The organism is Chryseobacterium sp. HNCC26DJ241, assembly GCF_057180505.1.
The window spans coordinates 14,701-30,652 of record NZ_JBXUGL010000035.1; the positions used below are offsets into that span (position 1 = coordinate 14,701).

The following is a 15,952-nucleotide window of genomic DNA, read 5'->3' on the forward strand; positions in this document are numbered from 1 at the left end:
TCGTTTTGTATTTTGGTAAATTTAAAGATTTTATTTTTCTTGAAATTAAATACTATTATGCAGAAAATATTACCGCTTCTTTTGCGCCCCGGCTTGAGCGGAAATCCTTTTTTTGGTTTCGGCGGCGAAGCCGCCGAAACCAAAAAAAGATTGGGAGCGGAAGACGGAAAAAGGCGCCCAAATAAAAAAAGAATGCACAAAAGCGCATTCTTATAATAATATTTCGATTTTTAAAATTAGTATCCAAATAATTCTTCCAAAGAAATTTTCTTCACTTCACCGATTTTCTTCAGATCGTCCAAAGAAATTTTCTTTTCAGAAGCTACCAAAGCATAGGTGTATGGTTTTCCTGAAAGATGATTTTGGTGGAAATTCTTTAGATCATTCATGGTAATTGCGTCTACATTGGAATATACCTGCTTTCTGATATCTTCATTCAATCCTAATTGTTGTGCACCAAGATAGGAGAAAATAATTCCATCCTGAGTAATTCTTTCAGTTTCAATATCTTTTTTTACCTGACCTTTTGCAAGATTTAGATTGGCAGGAAGTTCCGGCATTTTGGTTAATAATTCATTCATCGCTGAAACTGCTTCTTTGAATTTATCTGCCTGACTTCCAACGTAAGACATCATGTAATATTCTTCCTGCTTTTTTGCAGGCGACATATAATAACCATACGTACTGTAAGCCAACGCTTTACTTTCACGAATAGTCTGGAATACCAATGAGCCCATTCCTCCTCCGAAATAATTATTGAAAACATTTACTACCGTAGTATTTTTCGGATTGTAAATTTCTGTATTTCTGATCCATCTTGTTTCCGCCTGAACCATGTCATAATCTGTAAACAATACCTGATTTTTATCCTGAACCATTTGCTTAAATACTTTTGCAGGAGCCGGAGCTACAAAATTTGAAGGAACTTTGTGTAATGTATTTAATTTCGAAGTCAATTCTGAAATAGAAGCGGGACCGTAATAAATAATGGTTTGCTCATAATTATTCAGGTTCTTGATTTTATCGGTGAGTTCCTGAGCTGTAATAGCATTCAATTCTGCATTACTTAATACGTTGTTGAATTTATTTTTTGCACCATACATTGCGTAACTTGTCAATCCTTGAAGAATGGTTCCTTTATTCAGTTTAGCATCGTTTCTTGCTTTTGTTAATCTTGCTTTCAGAGCAGTTAAAGCAGCATCATCTGGTTTTACATTTACAACTAAATCTTCGTATAATTTTACGGCATTTTCAAAATTTTCCTGAAGACCTTCAATCGTTACCGTTGTGTAATCTTCTGATGTCGAAATACTAAAACTGGAAGCAATCTTATAAAATTCCTTAGAAATTTGTTCTGCCGATTTTTTGTCTGTTCCCAAAAACTGAATGTATTGAGCAGCTAAAGGAAGTTTCATATCATTAAGAGAACCATTTTTGTAACGATATCTTAGACGATACAATTGATTGTCTTTATTCGGAACATACAATACTTCTGCTTTCCCGATTTTGGACTTCTGAATATCTTTATTAAAATCAAGGAAAACAGGTTTGGAAGGATTGGAAGGCATATCGTTAATCTTTTTCACGAAAGCCGATTGTTTATCCGCATTAGTTTCAACAGGAGTAATGGCCGGTTTTTCAATTTTCTGAACGTTGGTCTTTTCACCTTTCTTTTTAAATACTGCCACATAATTATTACTTCCCAAATACTTATTGGCAAAAGCAACCACATCTTCTTTTTTAATTTTAGACAAATCATTGACATATGCAACCTGATCTCTCCAATTAAGCTCAGAAGTAAAGGCATCCATTAAGGATTCTGCACGATCTGAATAATTTTCAGTTCCTTTAATTTTTTGTTTTTTGATGTTATTCACAATAGACGGAATAAGATCATCATCAAAATTCCCTTTTTTAAGATTGTCGATTTCATCAAGAACCAGAGCTTTTACTTCATCCAAAGATTGTCCATTAGTTGGAGCACCACTGATAATCAGCATTCCGTAATCTATCAAAGGATATACAAATGCACTTGCTCTCAAAAGTTTTTGTTTTTTAACAAGATTAAGATCAAGTAAGCCGGCTTTTCCATTGGTTAAAATCTGACCAACCAAATCTGCCAACAATACATCTTTATCTTTATTTCCGGGAAGTCTGAAACCAATCGTTAAATTTTCTGCATCAGGACCCACTACTTCCTTGATTACTGGTGAAGCAATTTCTTCTTCCGGTTTGAAAGTATATTTGGCAACCGGTTTATATTGCATATAAGAAAAGTCTTTATCAATTTTCGCAATTACTTCATCCGGATTGAAATCTCCCGACAAAATGATTCCCATATTATTTGGCACGTAATAATTTTGGAAATATTTACGAATTTCAATTAATGAAGGGTTTTTCAAATGTTCAACCGTTCCGATGGTCGTTTGCAAACCGTAATTATGGTTTTTGAAAAGATTGGAAAATAATGTTTCGTACACTTGTCTTCCGTCATTATCCAAAGTTCTATTTTTTTCTTCATAAACAGCTTCTAATTCCGTATGGAAAATTCTTAAAACAGGATTTCTGAAACGCTCAGATTGCACTGCAAGATATTTATCTAAAGAACTGGAAGGGACATCATCTGTATATACTGTTTGCTCAAAAGAAGTAAAAGCATTGGTTCCTTGAGCTCCCATTGCAGACATCATTTTGTCATATTCATTAGCAATAGCAAATTTACTCGCAACTCCCGAAACAGAATCTATTTTTTTATAAATCGCTTTTCTTTGCGCTTCATCTTTGGTTTTGTTGTATTGCTCATAAAGTGCATCAATTTTATCAAGTTCCGGTTTTTCTTTGCTCCAGTCGAGCGAACCGTATTTATCCGTTCCTTTGAAAAGCATATGTTCCAGATAATGAGCCAAACCTGTATTGGTAGCCGGATCTGTTTTACTCCCCGCTTTTACGGCAACATACGCCTGAATTCTCGGATCTTTTTTGGTGGGACTAAGAATAACCGTTAAACCATTTTTCAAGGTATAAAAACGAGCATTTGTAGGATCATTAGTAACATATTTATATGGATAATTACCGCTTTTCCCTTCTTTCCATTCATACGATTGTGCAAATGAATGAATAGAAACAACCGCTACAAAAAAAATAGTGGAAAGTCTTTTTATCATAATTTATAATATTTTTTTATCTAAAATAATGAGACGAAAATTTTTCAGATTTGTTTCATTTAAATTCAATTTTCAAATAAAAGACGTTCTCCGAACTTTCCATCAGAAATTTTTCCGTATTCGAAAACAAGATTTCCGTTTACAAAAGTATGGGTAACTTCAGTATGGAATTCAGTTCCTTCCAATGGACTCCAACCGCATTTATACAAAATATTTTCTTTGGAAACTGTCCATTTTTTTTCCAAGTCTACCAAAACCAAATCCGCTTTATAGCCTTCTTTTATAAATCCTCTTTTTTCGATTCTGAAAAGAATCGCAGGATTGTGACACATTTTTTCTACCACTTTTTCAAGTGAAATTTTTCCGTTTCTAAAATTTTCAAGCATTACCAACAAAGAATGCTGAACCAAAGGAGCACCGGAAGGACATTTTGTATACACATTCTGCTTTTCTTCCCAAGTGTGCGGAGCATGATCTGTTGCAATTACATCAATTCTATCATCCAAAAGTGCTTCCCAAAGTCCATCCTTATCTTTTTGAGTTTTTACTGCCGGATTCCATTTTATTAAAGAACCTTTGGTTTCATAATCTTCGTTGGTAAAAGTAAGATGATGTACACAAACTTCTGCTGTTATTTTTTTGTCTTTCAGAGGAATATCATTTCTGAAAAGTTCTGTTTCTTTTGCAGTTGAAAGATGAAAAATGTGAAGTCTTGCTCCTGTTTTTTTTGCCAGTTCAATGGCTTTAGAAGAAGATCGGTAACACGCATCTTCACTTCTTATTAAATGATGAAATTTTATGGGAATATTTTCACCATATTCTTTTAAGTATTTTTCTGTATTTTCTTTTATGGTCGTTTCATCTTCGCAATGAACGGCAATCAGCATTTTGGTTTTGCTGAAAATATTTTCCAAAGTTTCGGGATTATCTACCAACATATTTCCTGTAGAAGAACCTAAAAAAAGTTTTATTCCCGGAACATTTCGTGGATTGGTTTTTAAAATTTCTTCTAAATTATCATTAGTCCCGCCCATCATAAAACCATAATTGGCGAAAGATTTTTGTGAAGCAATTCTATATTTTTCCTCTAAAAGTTCCTGAGTTACTGCATTCGGAATTGTATTGGGCTGATCGATAAAAGATGTAACACCACCTGCAATTGCAGCTCTACTTTCGCTTTCAATATCGCCTTTTTGCGTAAGTCCCGGTTCACGAAAATGCACTTGATCATCAATGATTCCCGGAAGCAGATATTTTCCGGATGCATCAATTATTTTGTCTGCATTTTCTTCCGAAATTGCTGAAGAAATTTTGGAAATACAATCGTTTTCAATTAGAATATCATTTTCTAAAATCTGATTTTCATTAACGATTTTAGCGTTCTTGATGAGGATTTTCATTCTTAAGCTCTATAGTTATGAGTAAATTGTTACCCGTTTCAAAATGGATCGTTTCTACAAATTTAATACTAAGTTCTTTATCAAAAAAATAGTAGCGGAAACATACTTCCAACCTGCGATTATCTTCCAAGAACCAATAACTATTTTAATTACATTTGCAGAAAATTATTAGAATTTTGAAAAAACTGCTGAATGAAACCCTTATTTATGGAGTTGGAGCAATATTGCCGAGAATAATTCTTTTTATTCTTACTCCGTTTTATGTAAAGTATTTAGAAAACTCATCTTTTGCTGATTTCACAAATTTATATGCTCTTATTTCATTTGTAAATGTTGTTTTGTCTTTTGGTTTTGAAACATCATTTTTTAGATTTTCAGCCGAAAAAGAAAACAAAGAAAAAGCCTTCCATACTTCCTTTTGGTTTCTTACATTATTATCTGTAGTTTTTTTGGTGGGATGTTTATTATTTACCCAACCTATTGCTAATTATTTCGGGTATCAAAAAAATCCGGAGTTTATCCAATGGTTTGCCTTGATTGCTTTTTTTGACAACTTGTGTGTTATCCCTTTTGCATGGCTTCGTTTTAATAATAAACCTATTAAATATTCAGCTGTAAGAGTTGCTTCCACAATTTTACAAGTCGTTTTTGTTATATCGCTATTTCTTTTTATCCCAACAGAATTTTCTCAAAAACTGGGCATGAAAGAAAATGTTTCGTATCCTTTTTTTAGCAACCTGTTTGCAAGTGTTATAACTTTTGTTTTACTTACTCCTATTATCTTAAAAGTCAGATTCATATTTGCAAAAGATTTATTTTACAAAATGATAAAATATTCTTGGCCGGTAATGGTTGCTGGTTTGGCTTTTATGGCAAACGAAAATTTTGACAAAGCTGTGCAAATCAGGTTTATTTCAAAAGAAGAAGCCGGTTCTTACGGAGGATGCTATAAATTGGCAGTACTTATGACACTTTTTGTAACGGCATACAGAATGGGAATTGAGCCATATTTTTTCAAACAAATGCAAGATGACAACGCCAAAACTAAATACGCAAAAATCACAGAATATTTTTCATTTTTTGCTTCAGTAGTTGCTTTAGGAATTATTGCAAATATCTCATGGCTTAAGCAAGTTTTAATCCCAAATACATCTTATTGGTCAGCAATAGATATTGTACCGATTATCGTAATCGCTAATCTTTGCTTTGGAATCTATTACAATCTTTCTACATGGTACAAAGTTACCGACAGAACTTTCATAGGTACTATTATATCTTGGGTTGGTGGTATTCTTAGTATTGTACTCAATCTTATTTTTTTGAAAAAATATGGATTTATGGTTTCAGCTTGGGTTACTTTTATTGCCTATTTTGTAATGATGATTACATCCTATTTGTTGGGACAGAAATACTATCCTATTCCTTATAGAATTGGGAAAATATCTTTTTTCTTGGTAATGTTGGGAGTTTTCAGCTATTTGATTGTAGATTTATTCCATTATAATTTTTGGATAGGAAATTTGCTTTTCATTATCTATGCAGGAATGATGGCTTATTCTGAAAAAGATTTTATATTGTCAAAAATCAGGAAATAATATCCTATTGTTTTTCTTTTTTTAAGTATCTTAGGCATCTAAATTTTTGAAGTTAATATTCTGCTAATTTTAATTAAATTTGCCGACTTTAAAAAGAACTTCAAAAACACAAAAAATTTTAAATTAAAAAGAATGAAGATAATTGTTCCAATGGCCGGAAGAGGTTCCAGACTAAGACCTCACACTTTAACAGTACCAAAACCATTAATTCCTATTGCCGGAAAACCCATTGTGCAAAGATTAGTAGAAGATATTGCAAAAGTTGCTAACGAAAAAATTGATGAAATTGCTTTTATCATTGGAGATTTCGGCGCTGAAGTTGAAGCTTCTTTACTACAAATCGCAGAAAAATTAGGCGCAAAAGGAAGCATCTATACACAAGATGAACCTTTGGGAACTGCTCATGCTATAAAATGTGCCGAAAAATCTATGCAGGGAGATGTTGTGGTTGCTTTTGCAGATACTCTTTTCCGTGCAGATTTTGTTTTGGATAAAAATTCTGATGGAGTAATTTGGGTAAAAAAAGTAGAAGATCCTTCCGCTTTTGGTGTTGTAAAATTGGATGATTATGGTTTTATTACAGATTTTGTAGAAAAACCAAAAGAATTTGTTTCCGATCTTGCCATTATTGGCATCTATTATTTCAACAGTGCCGAAAAATTAATGGACGAGATCAATTTTATTATGAGCAATGATATTAAACAGGGAGGCGAATATCAGCTTACAACCGCTTTGGAAAATCTGAGAGCAAAAGGTGCAAAATTTTCTCTCGGGAAAGTAGACGATTGGATGGATTGCGGAAATAAAAATGCTACAGTAGAAACCAATTGCAAAATTTTGGAATATGAAAAAGAAGAAATGGCCAACCATCATTCTTCGGCAGTTATTGAAAATTCATTAATAATTCCGCCTTGCTTTATTGGAGAAAATGTAAAAATCTCGAACTCAAAAATTGGTCCCGGAGTTTCATTAGGAAATAATACTGTGGTTATCAACTCAAATATTGATAATTCTTTGGTTCAGGAAAATACCATTATAGACCACGGAAATCTTTCCAATTCCATGATAGGAAATTCTGCACAATATTTTGGAGTTGCCAGAGAAATTTCTTTAGGCGATTATTCCGTTTTGGATTTTCTTTCAAAAGATTAAAAAAATTAAAAATATATTTTAAATCCGGCCACACAAAACATATTGTGTGGTTTGGCGTTAATGTTGTAATTTGCTATTAAAAGTAAGTTTATGAAAATTCTTTTTTCAAGTATCGTTCTATCTTTGCTCTTATTTTCTTGTGCTGCAAAAAAAGTAGTAACAGAAACCAAAACTTCAGTTTCTAAAAACATTTTTTTTGATAAGATAAAAGAACCACTTAATTTCCAACAAGTAAAAGTCAATAGTAAAGTAAATATTGAAACAGGAGCTTTCATTCCCACTCTTGATGCTACTATTTATGTGGAGAACGGGCAAAAAATCTGGATGAATATGACAGCACTCTTGTTCAATGTAGGGAGAGGAATTGCAACACAAGAAGGTGTAAAAGGGTACGAAAAATGGAACAAAACGTATATAGATTCCGATTTCACGTATATCAATAAACTACTGAATGTTAATTTCATAGATTACAATACATTACAAAATTTACTTTTGGGAAAAACGTTCCTTCCAGTCACGGATAAAGATTTTAGCCTTTCTCAAAATTCGGACGGATATACTTTGACATCAATCAAAAACCAAAAGATCAATAATGATGGGAAGATTTTTGAATATAAAGTTATGATGAATTACAATCAAGAAGCCGATCTCACCAAAGTAATTCTAAACGAAATAAACAGCAATGACAATCTTGAAATTGTCTATTCCAACTGGATTACAGAAAATAATATAAGACTTCCGAAAAATGTTAAAATAGTTATAAAAAACAGCAAAACAAGTCAGATTTTAATCGAAAATACGACATTTGCTTTCAATAAAATGGAAACTCCCTACTCTGTTCCAGCAAATTATACAAAAACTGATATTAAATGACAAAAAAAGTAATTTTCTTCATTGGTATTTTAATATCCGGATTATTTTTCGGGCAAAAAAAGGAAGAACTGCAAAAACAAAATGCAGCCTTAAAGAAACAAATCGTAGCCATTAATACTGAATTGGCAAAAGCTCAGAAAGAATCTAAACTTTCTTTGGCCTATCTCTCCAATGTCAATAAAAAAATTGAACTTCGGGAAAAAGTATACAATAATACCCAAAAAGAAAAAAAATTTATTGAGGACGAAATATATCTGCGTCAGTTAGAAATCAACAGGCAAAATCGTGAGCTTGTCGTTCTCAGAAAAAATTATGCTGATGTTTTGGTAAAAGCCTATAAAAATAAAGGGGTACAAAATAAAGTAACTTTTATTCTTTCTTCTAAAAATATGGGAGAAGCCATCAGAAGAGTTCAATATTTAAAGCAATATTCCGATTACCAAAATCGTAAAGCTGCTGAAATTACCGATGCTGCTCAAAAAATAAAACAGGCAATTGCCATGAAGCAAAAATCGGTGAAAGAAAAAGAAGTTATCCTCAATAATCAGCAAAAGGATCTCAATACGATAAATGCTGAAAAGAAACAAAAAGAAGTATTACTTGCTGAATTTAAAAAGAATGAATCCAAGCTCACTGCCGAACTGAACCAAAAGCAAGCCGAACAAAAAAAACTTGATGCTCAGATTCGTGCTATTATTGCTGAAGAAATAAAAATAGCAAAAGCAAAAGAAGAGGCCCTAAAAAAAGCCGAAGCTGAAAAAATACGTCTTGCAAAAGAAGCTGCTGAAAGAGAAAAAGCAAGAATTGATGCTGAAAATAAAGCCAGAGCCGAAGCATTAGAAAGAGAAAGAAAAATTGCAGAAGCCGAAGCTAAAAAAGCCGCCGATCTTGCAGCTAAAAAAGCCGCTGAAGAAAAAAAACGTACGGATGATGCAGCAAAAGCTGCTGCTTCTGCAAAAGAAGAAGAAAAACGTATTGCTGCTGCAAAAGAAGCTGCAGATGCAGCCGCAAAAGCTAAACTTGCTGCTGATAAAGCAGCCGCTGCAAGAGCAGCAGAAGCAGAATTAGTAAAAAAGAAAGAGGCAGAAAAAAAGGAAGCTGAAAATAAAGTAATGAAAAATTTTGATGTAGGTTCATCTGCATCCGGAAGTAATTTTTCTTCATATAAAGGCAAAATAGGAATGCCGGTTCGTGGCCAGATCACACATTATTTCGGGAAACAACAGCATCCTGTTTTTAAAAATATTTGGGAAGAAAATAGTGGAATCAAAATTGCTGTAAGCAAAGGAACGATAGCAAAATGTGTATTTCCCGGAGTAGTTTCAAGAGTTGTTGCTTCGCCGGACGGATCTAAAATGGTAATGGTAAAACACGGTAATTATTTCAGTGTTTACGCAAATCTTGCCAGCACATCAGTGAGTGCCAATCAGCCTATTTCCGCCGGAAGTTCCGTGGGAACTGTAGGTGCTGATTTTGATGGAAGCTATACTTTGGATTTCCAAATTTGGAACGGAACAAGTCCTGTAAATCCACTTGAGTGGGTAAATTAAAAATTACTTAATTTTGCAAAAAAATTAAAATGGAAACATTAACAATCCTATCACTTTCTTGGCAACATTTACTTATTGTTGTACTTATTCTTTTAATCCTTTTCGGAGGTAAAAAAATCCCTGAACTGATGAGAGGAATGGGTTCCGGAATCAAGGAATTTAAAGATGCTGTAAAGGAAGATGATAAAAAAAGTACTGAAAATCAGAATAATCAAAATCCTTCTAATTAAAAATTAAGTAGAATGTCTTTTGCTGAAACAGCTTGGTCAGTTTTTCAAAAAGCTATTGAGGATTATCATGTAGCGGATAATGTAGATGCACCTCTTAAAAACCCTTTTGAGGAAAACAATTTGGAACATTTTTTGTATGCTAAGAATTGGATTGATACCGTTCAATGGCATTTAGAAGACATTATTCGTGATGAAAACATAAGTGCACACGAAGCTCTGAAAATCAAAAGAAGAATTGATAAATCAAATCAGGAACGTACCGATTTAGTAGAGTTTATTGACGCATGGTTTTTGAATCGATACAAAAATATTTCTTCGGATGAAGAGGCAAGAATCAATACAGAAACTCCCGCTTGGGCAGTAGATCGTCTTTCGATTTTGGCTCTTAAAATTTATCACATGTCTATTGAAGCTCATCGTGCTTCAGCAAGTGAAGAACACCGAAATAAATGTTTAGATAAATTAAATGTTCTACTTGAGCAAAAAATCGACTTAAGTAATGCTATAAATCAATTATTGACTGATATTGAAAACGGTAAGGTTAGAATGAAAATATACAAACAAATGAAAATGTATAACGATGAAAGTCTTAACCCAATCCTTTATCAAAGTCAGCAGAAATGAATAAAAGGATAATTTTTGGCATTGTACTCATTCTTATAAGTTTTATTTCTTGTAATGCGGAAAAGATTAATCTTTCTCCTGTTTCCGGATTGGATGATAGTACAAACAAATATCGTAATACAAATTTCACTGAAAGAGTTGATCAAATTAATTACGCTGCTGAAATTACCAATCTTATTTCCACCCTTCCAAAATTTAAAAATGATGCCGTAAATACTGAAGCTTCAAAACTTAAATATTTTCTAAAGGATTATATTGGCGGCTTAGAAGTTTATAATGTTCGCGGTATGGAAAAAGCATACATCAATTACCAAAAATCCTATAAAAAACTTCAAAAATTGAAATCATATCTTAATTTTGAAGAAGCTGAAGTTCTTAATAGATATTTAGTACGCATAAAAACTAATATGAATATTCTGGAAAGTCAGCATAAAAAGGACACAATTACTACTAACGATTAACTTACAATGATAAAAAAACAGGCGGAATCTAATGTGCCTACAGAATATGGCAACTTTCGAATAATTGCTTTTTCAGAAAATGAAAATGATTGGATACCACAATTAGCACTCGTAGCAGAAAATACTGATTTTTCAAAACCTATAAATGTTCGTTTTCATTCGGAATGTATTACTGGTGAAGTATTTCATTCCAAAAAATGTGAATGCGGACAACAATTGGATGCAGCAATGCAATATATACAGGAAAATGGTGGAATTATTATATATCTTCGACAGGAAGGTCGGAATATTGGAATCATTAATAAATTAAAAGCATATGCACTTCAGGAAAAGGGACTTGATACCGTAAAAGCTAATTTAGAATTGGGACTTCCTGCGGATGATCGAAAATTTGATGTTGCTATTGAGATACTTCAGCAGTTAGGTGTTAAAGAAATTAATCTTCTCACCAATAATCCTGATAAGTTAAAATACGTTGAATCAAGCAACATCAAACTTAATAAAAGAATTTCTTTACAGATGAAGTCTAATGAAAACAGTAAAGAATATCTTAAAACTAAAAAAGAATATTTCGGACATCTTTTGGAAGATGAAACTGAAATTAATGATTAATATAAATCTCTCAAAAAGAATATTTTACAAAATACAAAACCGCCTCTCGGCGGTTTCTCTATTTCAAAAGTTGCTCGGCTACAAAGTCAGGAACCAAAGCATAGTGTGAAACTTTCATACTGATAGTTGCACGTCCGCTCGTTAAAGTCCTCAAATCAGAAATATATCCAAACGTATTGCTCAGTGGAACTTCTGCTACAAAAATCCACAAAATCCTTTTACAGATGGAATAAATTCCTGCGGAATAATGCAAAAAAACCTTTCTAAACAGAAAGGCTTTTGATTTATTAGTGAAATAAAACCAGACTATTTAGAAAAATATTTTGTACTACCCGAATACACTGCTCGGATAGCTCCATTTACTGAGAAAATATTTTTTACTGTTTTCATTTTTTGAAAATTCGATTGCAAAAGTAATATTATTTTTGAAATTCGCAAACTTTAGTAAAATTTTAAATAATATCCAGAAAAAAATTATCTTTGCATCCAGAAAATTATGACAAAACAAAGAGCACATATCAATGTAAATCTATGCGAAAGCCCTTCAATAAAAGGATTATTCGGATATGATTGGATGATATGTAATGAGGCGAAATGTGCTTGCTTTGAAAATTATTTACTGTAAACCCGTAAAAATTTTATCAAAATATTGCAAAAACGCCTCGATTGTCGAGGCGTTTTTTTGTGTTTTTAGAGCAGAAATTATTTAGAATGAAAAAAAACAACCATAAAACTGAAAAATTTTTAAACAAAAATGAACAATTAATAAGAAAATAAAGAGTGATAAGTAACCCGATGAGAGACAGTCATTTAGGTATTTAGAGAATCTGCAAAATATTGCGGACAGAAATTTTTTATTCTAAAAATTGATTGTAAATTATTGATTTTCAAATATTTAAATCAAAAATAAGTTTGCAGGTTAAAAAAAATCATATTTACTTTGCAACCGAAAATTGAAAGCAACAAGTTTTCAACCTTTCAAAAAAAATCTTTAAAAAACAAGAAAATAAAATGAAACAATTACATAATATATCAAATTTATATTCAAGACAACACGGTACAGAACCGATGTGGAAAGGATATGCTTGTGTTATTCTTCTTGATAGTGAATTTGTGAAAAAAAGGTGCTTATATACGTAGGTCTCTCATGATCTGGTACGTCTAAATATAAAGCGCCTCCCAAAAAGAGGCGCTTTTTTTATGGTTTCTTTAGCTTATTTGGTAAAGCGTCGGTTTGTGGCACCGGAGAACAGGGTTCGATCCCCGAAGATACCCAAAGTTAAAAAATCTCATAGCTCAATTGGTTAGAGCACCGGTCTTTTAAACCGGAGGTTGAAAGTTCAAATCTTTCTGGGATTACAAAAAGGTTCCGTAATTCAACAGGACAGAATGTTGGTCTTCTAAACCAAATATAGAGGTTCGAAATACGAAGTATTCGTGAATACCATAAATAAAATATGAAATTCATGAACAATCCTCTCGGAATCACAAAGGTCTATTGAGGTAATGGTTAACCTTCCCGACTGTCTCTCGGGGACTGCGAGTTCGATTCTCGCATAGACCGCAAAGATTTACAAAAAATTTCAGATCCGACTGTCTCTCGGGAAAGAAATTTGAAGTGAATCTCAAAACTGGAAAGATAACGGTGGTTGTTTACCCGCCTTGGACGCGGGAGGTCATAGGTTCGAATCCTATTTTCCAGACAAAAAATGATTTCGTAGCTCAATTGGTTAGAGTATTGGTCTGATACACCGAAGGTTGAAGGTTCAAGTCCTTCCGAAATTACAAAAAAAAGATTCTGTAGCTCAATGGTAGAGCACTGGTCTGTTAAACCAGAAGTTGAAAGTTCGAGTCTTTCCGGAATCGCAGATAACTAAATGTTAATTGTTTCAAAGAGAAAAGAAAAGGTTTGTCAAGAGCAGAAGATCTTTACGCCAAAACCGATATAAAATAGACAAACTTTTCTTTACTCAAAATGATGGTTCGCCGAAGTGGAAGAGTCGGGGCGGTCTGCAAAACCGTTGCATAAGCTGAGTGGGTTTGAATCCCATAACCATCTCAAATAACTAAAATGAGATTAGTTCCGAAGAAAAAGAAAAAGTTTGTCGAGCGCAGAAGTTCTTATATCAAACTAAAAATTAAGACAGACTTTGTTTTTCTTCAAATGAGAAATTAAATGTTAGAAGCTAGAAGTTAGAGATATAAAATGATCCAAAAAACTATCAACCAGCAACTAACATCAAAAAACCGGAAGTACGCCGAAGTTGGAGAGTCGGGGCAGACTGTAAATCTGTTGCATCATTGCTGAGAAGGTTCGAATCCTGCTACTTCCACCAAAACCGCTGATAATGTAATGGCAGCATGCAGGAAATGTACTCTTGTTGTTCAGGTTCGATTCCTGATAGTGGTTTCAAATTGCTCTATTCGTCTAACGGTCAGGACGTCTGCCTTTCGAGCAGAAAACAAGGGTTCGATTCCCTTATAGAGTACAAATTTATAAAAAATAAAAGATAAAAGAAATTTATTAAGTGTCAGAAAATCAGTCATCAATAATCAATCATCTTTTATATAAAAAATAGGTTTAAATGGAAAGGGAAAGGTTTGTCAAGCGCAGAAGATCTTTACAAAAACATTACAGGCATAGTTTATAAATATAGACAAGCTTTTCTCAGACCTAATTTTATAAATGCTGAACGATAAATTATAACTGATGAAAACGCTATGCTTTAAAATCATTTATCTCTTATCAATTATCGTTTATAAAAAACTTGTGGAAATGGCGGAAATGGCAGACGCACTTGATTTAGGCTCAAGGTTTTGAGGGTTCAAATCCCTCTTTCCGTACAACAATTGCCTCTCTATTCCAATTGGCAGAGAAAACGGCTTTAAACCCCGTAAAGTCCCAGTTCGAATCTGGGGAGAGGTACAAAAATGTAATTGATAAATCATTAATGATAATTGACGAAAATATACAGTTAGAATCATTTATAACTTATCAATTATCATTTATAAAAACTTGGAAGAGTGGTGTAGCAGGTCTGCACGTTAGTCTGAAAAACTAAAGGTACAGGTTCGATTCCTGTCTGTTCCACGAAAATATAATTGATAGGTCATTAATGATAAATGATTAATCTGGGAAATAAATCAATTATCGCTCATCATTTTATCAATTATAATAAAAACTGATTCATAGTGTAATTGGTCAGCACACAAGACTTTGACTCTTGTAGTTTAGGTTCGAGTCCTAGTGAATCAACAAAACTACTCCGATAGTGTAATGGCTGCATCTCAGTCTCCAAAACTGATGGTATTGGTTCGAGTCCAGTTCGGAGTGCAAAAGCCAAATAAACAAGGATATGAACAATCCAGTTTGGAGTGCAAAAAAAGTGAACGGTCAATAATGAATTTAAAGATTGACATTTTACAATTAATTGATTAACAAATTAAATAAAACAAACTTAAAACATGTAGAAAAAATGGAAACGCAACAACAAGTATGGCAAAACATGACAGGGAAAATTTTCCATAACTCTATCACACAGCTGGTAGAAGAAGCCATCATCCGCGAACAGGCAAATGGACACCGACTGAAAGTATGTGTGGGTTCAGACTCTCACGTTTATGGTGATGCTATTAATTATGCTACGGCAGTTGTCTTTATTCGAGAAGGAAAAGGAGCGTTTACCTTTATCAGAAAAGAAAGAGAAATACAGACTATCAGTATCAAAGAACGTATGCTGAACGAAGTGAACAAATCCGTAGAAATAGCTTATGCAATCTGCTCTGTTTTGGACGCTTATGGTGTGGAAATGGAGGTGCATGCAGACATTAATACCGATCCTGATTTCAAATCCAACGTCGCTTTGAAAGACGCAATGGGATACATTCTGGGAATGGGATATGTATTCAAAGCAAAACCTTATGCATTCGCAAGTTCCAATTGTGCTGATATGATGGTATAATAAAGCTGGAAGCGGGATGAAGGAAGATGGAAGTTTTTTGAAAACATATATAAACTTTCTGCATCTAGCTTCCATCTAAGAAAATAAAAAAATGTTAAACCTTTAAAAAATAAGAATTATGAGACGAGAAGTACTACAAAGATTCCTTATGAACACTGATGAAACAGGAAGATTCATTGTAAAATCTTCCGTCACAGAAATCACGTATTTCGTAGAACCGCTTTACACGGGAAAAACGGCAACTTGGGGTGACTTAAATCCCGCCACTAAACAGCTCGAAGGAAATTACGGAAGTAAAAACACAGGCGCTGTAAAAGAAAGAGAATCCT

At 33.2% G+C, this 15,952-nt stretch carries 14 protein-coding genes and 14 tRNA genes; 25 read left to right on the plus strand and 3 right to left on the minus strand.

Annotated elements, in window-relative coordinates:
- The first annotated feature begins 57 nt into the window (after positions 1 to 57).
- Complete coding sequence (locus AC2A1C_RS13590) at positions 58 to 216, plus strand: hypothetical protein (protein ID WP_484026369.1); 159 nt, start codon at positions 58 to 60, stop codon at positions 214 to 216.
- Between the two features lie 20 nt (positions 217 to 236).
- On the opposite strand, the gene AC2A1C_RS13595 is transcribed toward AC2A1C_RS13590, so the two are convergent.
- Together AC2A1C_RS13595 and AC2A1C_RS13600 are read right to left on the minus strand one after the other, a co-directional pair.
- Positions 237 to 3,164, minus strand: a complete 2,928-nt coding sequence (locus AC2A1C_RS13595; protein WP_484026371.1) for a M16 family metallopeptidase — start codon at positions 3,162 to 3,164, stop codon at positions 237 to 239.
- Between the two features lie 65 nt (positions 3,165 to 3,229).
- Positions 3,230 to 4,564, minus strand: coding sequence for a dihydroorotase (locus tag AC2A1C_RS13600; RefSeq protein WP_484026372.1), 1,335 nt, complete (start codon positions 4,562 to 4,564; stop codon positions 3,230 to 3,232).
- Positions 4,565 to 4,740: 176 nt separating this feature from the next.
- Here AC2A1C_RS13600 and AC2A1C_RS13605 point away from each other — a divergent pair, with 176 nt between their 5' ends.
- The 8 genes from AC2A1C_RS13605 to ribA all read left to right on the plus strand — a co-directional run bounded on the left by AC2A1C_RS13605 (position 4,741) and on the right by ribA (position 11,661).
- Positions 4,741 to 6,159, plus strand: coding sequence for a lipopolysaccharide biosynthesis protein (locus tag AC2A1C_RS13605; protein ID WP_484026373.1), 1,419 nt, complete (start codon positions 4,741 to 4,743; stop codon positions 6,157 to 6,159).
- A gap of 132 nt (positions 6,160 to 6,291) precedes the next feature.
- Positions 6,292 to 7,311 carry a sugar phosphate nucleotidyltransferase gene (locus AC2A1C_RS13610; RefSeq protein WP_484026374.1) on the plus strand — a complete coding sequence of 340 codons (1,020 nt, stop codon included), beginning with the start codon at positions 6,292 to 6,294 and terminating at the stop codon, positions 7,309 to 7,311.
- A 90-nt stretch (positions 7,312 to 7,401) separates the two neighbouring features.
- A complete protein-coding gene (gene lolB1, locus AC2A1C_RS13615; RefSeq protein WP_484026375.1) occupies positions 7,402 to 8,184 on the plus strand; it encodes a lipoprotein insertase outer membrane protein LolB1 in 783 nt (260 codons plus the stop codon).
- The gene (locus tag AC2A1C_RS13620) at positions 8,181 to 9,734 is read left to right on the plus strand and encodes a murein hydrolase activator EnvC family protein (RefSeq protein WP_484026376.1); all 1,554 of its coding nucleotides are present in this window, start codon (positions 8,181 to 8,183) and stop codon (positions 9,732 to 9,734) included. The genes lolB1 and AC2A1C_RS13620 overlap by 4 nt, the downstream gene beginning before the upstream one ends.
- Before the next feature lie 29 nt (positions 9,735 to 9,763).
- On the plus strand, positions 9,764 to 9,964 hold the full coding sequence (locus tag AC2A1C_RS13625) for a twin-arginine translocase TatA/TatE family subunit (protein ID WP_484026377.1): 201 nt from the start codon (positions 9,764 to 9,766) through the stop codon (positions 9,962 to 9,964).
- A gap of 12 nt (positions 9,965 to 9,976) precedes the next feature.
- A complete protein-coding gene (locus AC2A1C_RS13630; RefSeq protein WP_484026378.1) occupies positions 9,977 to 10,588 on the plus strand; it encodes a DUF4254 domain-containing protein in 612 nt (203 codons plus the stop codon).
- The gene (locus AC2A1C_RS13635) at positions 10,585 to 11,049 is read left to right on the plus strand and encodes a hypothetical protein (RefSeq protein WP_484026380.1); all 465 of its coding nucleotides are present in this window, start codon (positions 10,585 to 10,587) and stop codon (positions 11,047 to 11,049) included. The genes AC2A1C_RS13630 and AC2A1C_RS13635 overlap by 4 nt, the downstream gene beginning before the upstream one ends.
- Positions 11,050 to 11,055: 6 nt before the next feature.
- Positions 11,056 to 11,661 (plus strand): GTP cyclohydrolase II, encoded by a 606-nt coding sequence (ribA, locus tag AC2A1C_RS13640; RefSeq protein ID WP_484026381.1) that lies wholly within the window; start codon positions 11,056 to 11,058, stop codon positions 11,659 to 11,661.
- A 58-nt stretch (positions 11,662 to 11,719) separates the two neighbouring features.
- On the opposite strand, the gene AC2A1C_RS13645 is transcribed toward ribA, so the two are convergent.
- On the minus strand, positions 11,720 to 11,914 hold the full coding sequence (locus AC2A1C_RS13645; protein ID WP_484026383.1) for a hypothetical protein: 195 nt from the start codon (positions 11,912 to 11,914) through the stop codon (positions 11,720 to 11,722).
- Positions 11,915 to 12,863: 949 nt separating this feature from the next.
- On the opposite strand from AC2A1C_RS13645, the gene AC2A1C_RS13650 reads away from it, so the two are divergent.
- From AC2A1C_RS13650 to AC2A1C_RS13725, 16 genes are all read left to right on the plus strand, one after another.
- Positions 12,864 to 12,936, plus strand: a tRNA-His gene (locus AC2A1C_RS13650).
- A gap of 10 nt (positions 12,937 to 12,946) precedes the next feature.
- Positions 12,947 to 13,020 (plus strand) — tRNA-Lys (locus tag AC2A1C_RS13655).
- Positions 13,021 to 13,153: 133 nt separating this feature from the next.
- Positions 13,154 to 13,225 (plus strand) — tRNA-Asp (locus tag AC2A1C_RS13660).
- Between the two features lie 67 nt (positions 13,226 to 13,292).
- Positions 13,293 to 13,364: transfer RNA gene (locus tag AC2A1C_RS13665), tRNA-Pro, on the plus strand.
- Between the two features lie 8 nt (positions 13,365 to 13,372).
- Positions 13,373 to 13,446: transfer RNA gene (locus tag AC2A1C_RS13670), tRNA-Ile, on the plus strand.
- A 9-nt stretch (positions 13,447 to 13,455) separates the two neighbouring features.
- Positions 13,456 to 13,527: transfer RNA gene (locus AC2A1C_RS13675), tRNA-Asn, on the plus strand.
- Between the two features lie 111 nt (positions 13,528 to 13,638).
- Positions 13,639 to 13,720 (plus strand) — tRNA-Cys (locus AC2A1C_RS13680).
- Between the two features lie 190 nt (positions 13,721 to 13,910).
- Positions 13,911 to 13,997, plus strand: a tRNA-Tyr gene (locus AC2A1C_RS13685).
- A gap of 81 nt (positions 13,998 to 14,078) precedes the next feature.
- A tRNA-Glu gene (locus tag AC2A1C_RS13690) sits at positions 14,079 to 14,150 on the plus strand.
- A gap of 281 nt (positions 14,151 to 14,431) precedes the next feature.
- A tRNA-Leu gene (locus AC2A1C_RS13695) sits at positions 14,432 to 14,505 on the plus strand.
- Positions 14,506 to 14,513: 8 nt separating this feature from the next.
- Positions 14,514 to 14,587 (plus strand) — tRNA-Leu (locus tag AC2A1C_RS13700).
- 92 nt (positions 14,588 to 14,679) lie between these two features.
- A tRNA-Phe gene (locus AC2A1C_RS13705) sits at positions 14,680 to 14,752 on the plus strand.
- 92 nt (positions 14,753 to 14,844) lie between these two features.
- Positions 14,845 to 14,917: transfer RNA gene (locus AC2A1C_RS13710), tRNA-Gln, on the plus strand.
- Between the two features lie 7 nt (positions 14,918 to 14,924).
- Positions 14,925 to 14,995, plus strand: a tRNA-Trp gene (locus AC2A1C_RS13715).
- A 142-nt stretch (positions 14,996 to 15,137) separates the two neighbouring features.
- Positions 15,138 to 15,623, plus strand: coding sequence for a ribonuclease H-like YkuK family protein (locus AC2A1C_RS13720; RefSeq protein WP_484026384.1), 486 nt, complete (start codon positions 15,138 to 15,140; stop codon positions 15,621 to 15,623).
- A 118-nt stretch (positions 15,624 to 15,741) separates the two neighbouring features.
- Positions 15,742 to 15,952 (plus strand): hypothetical protein (locus AC2A1C_RS13725; RefSeq protein WP_484026385.1); only part of this gene is annotated, 211 nt, incomplete at its 3' end.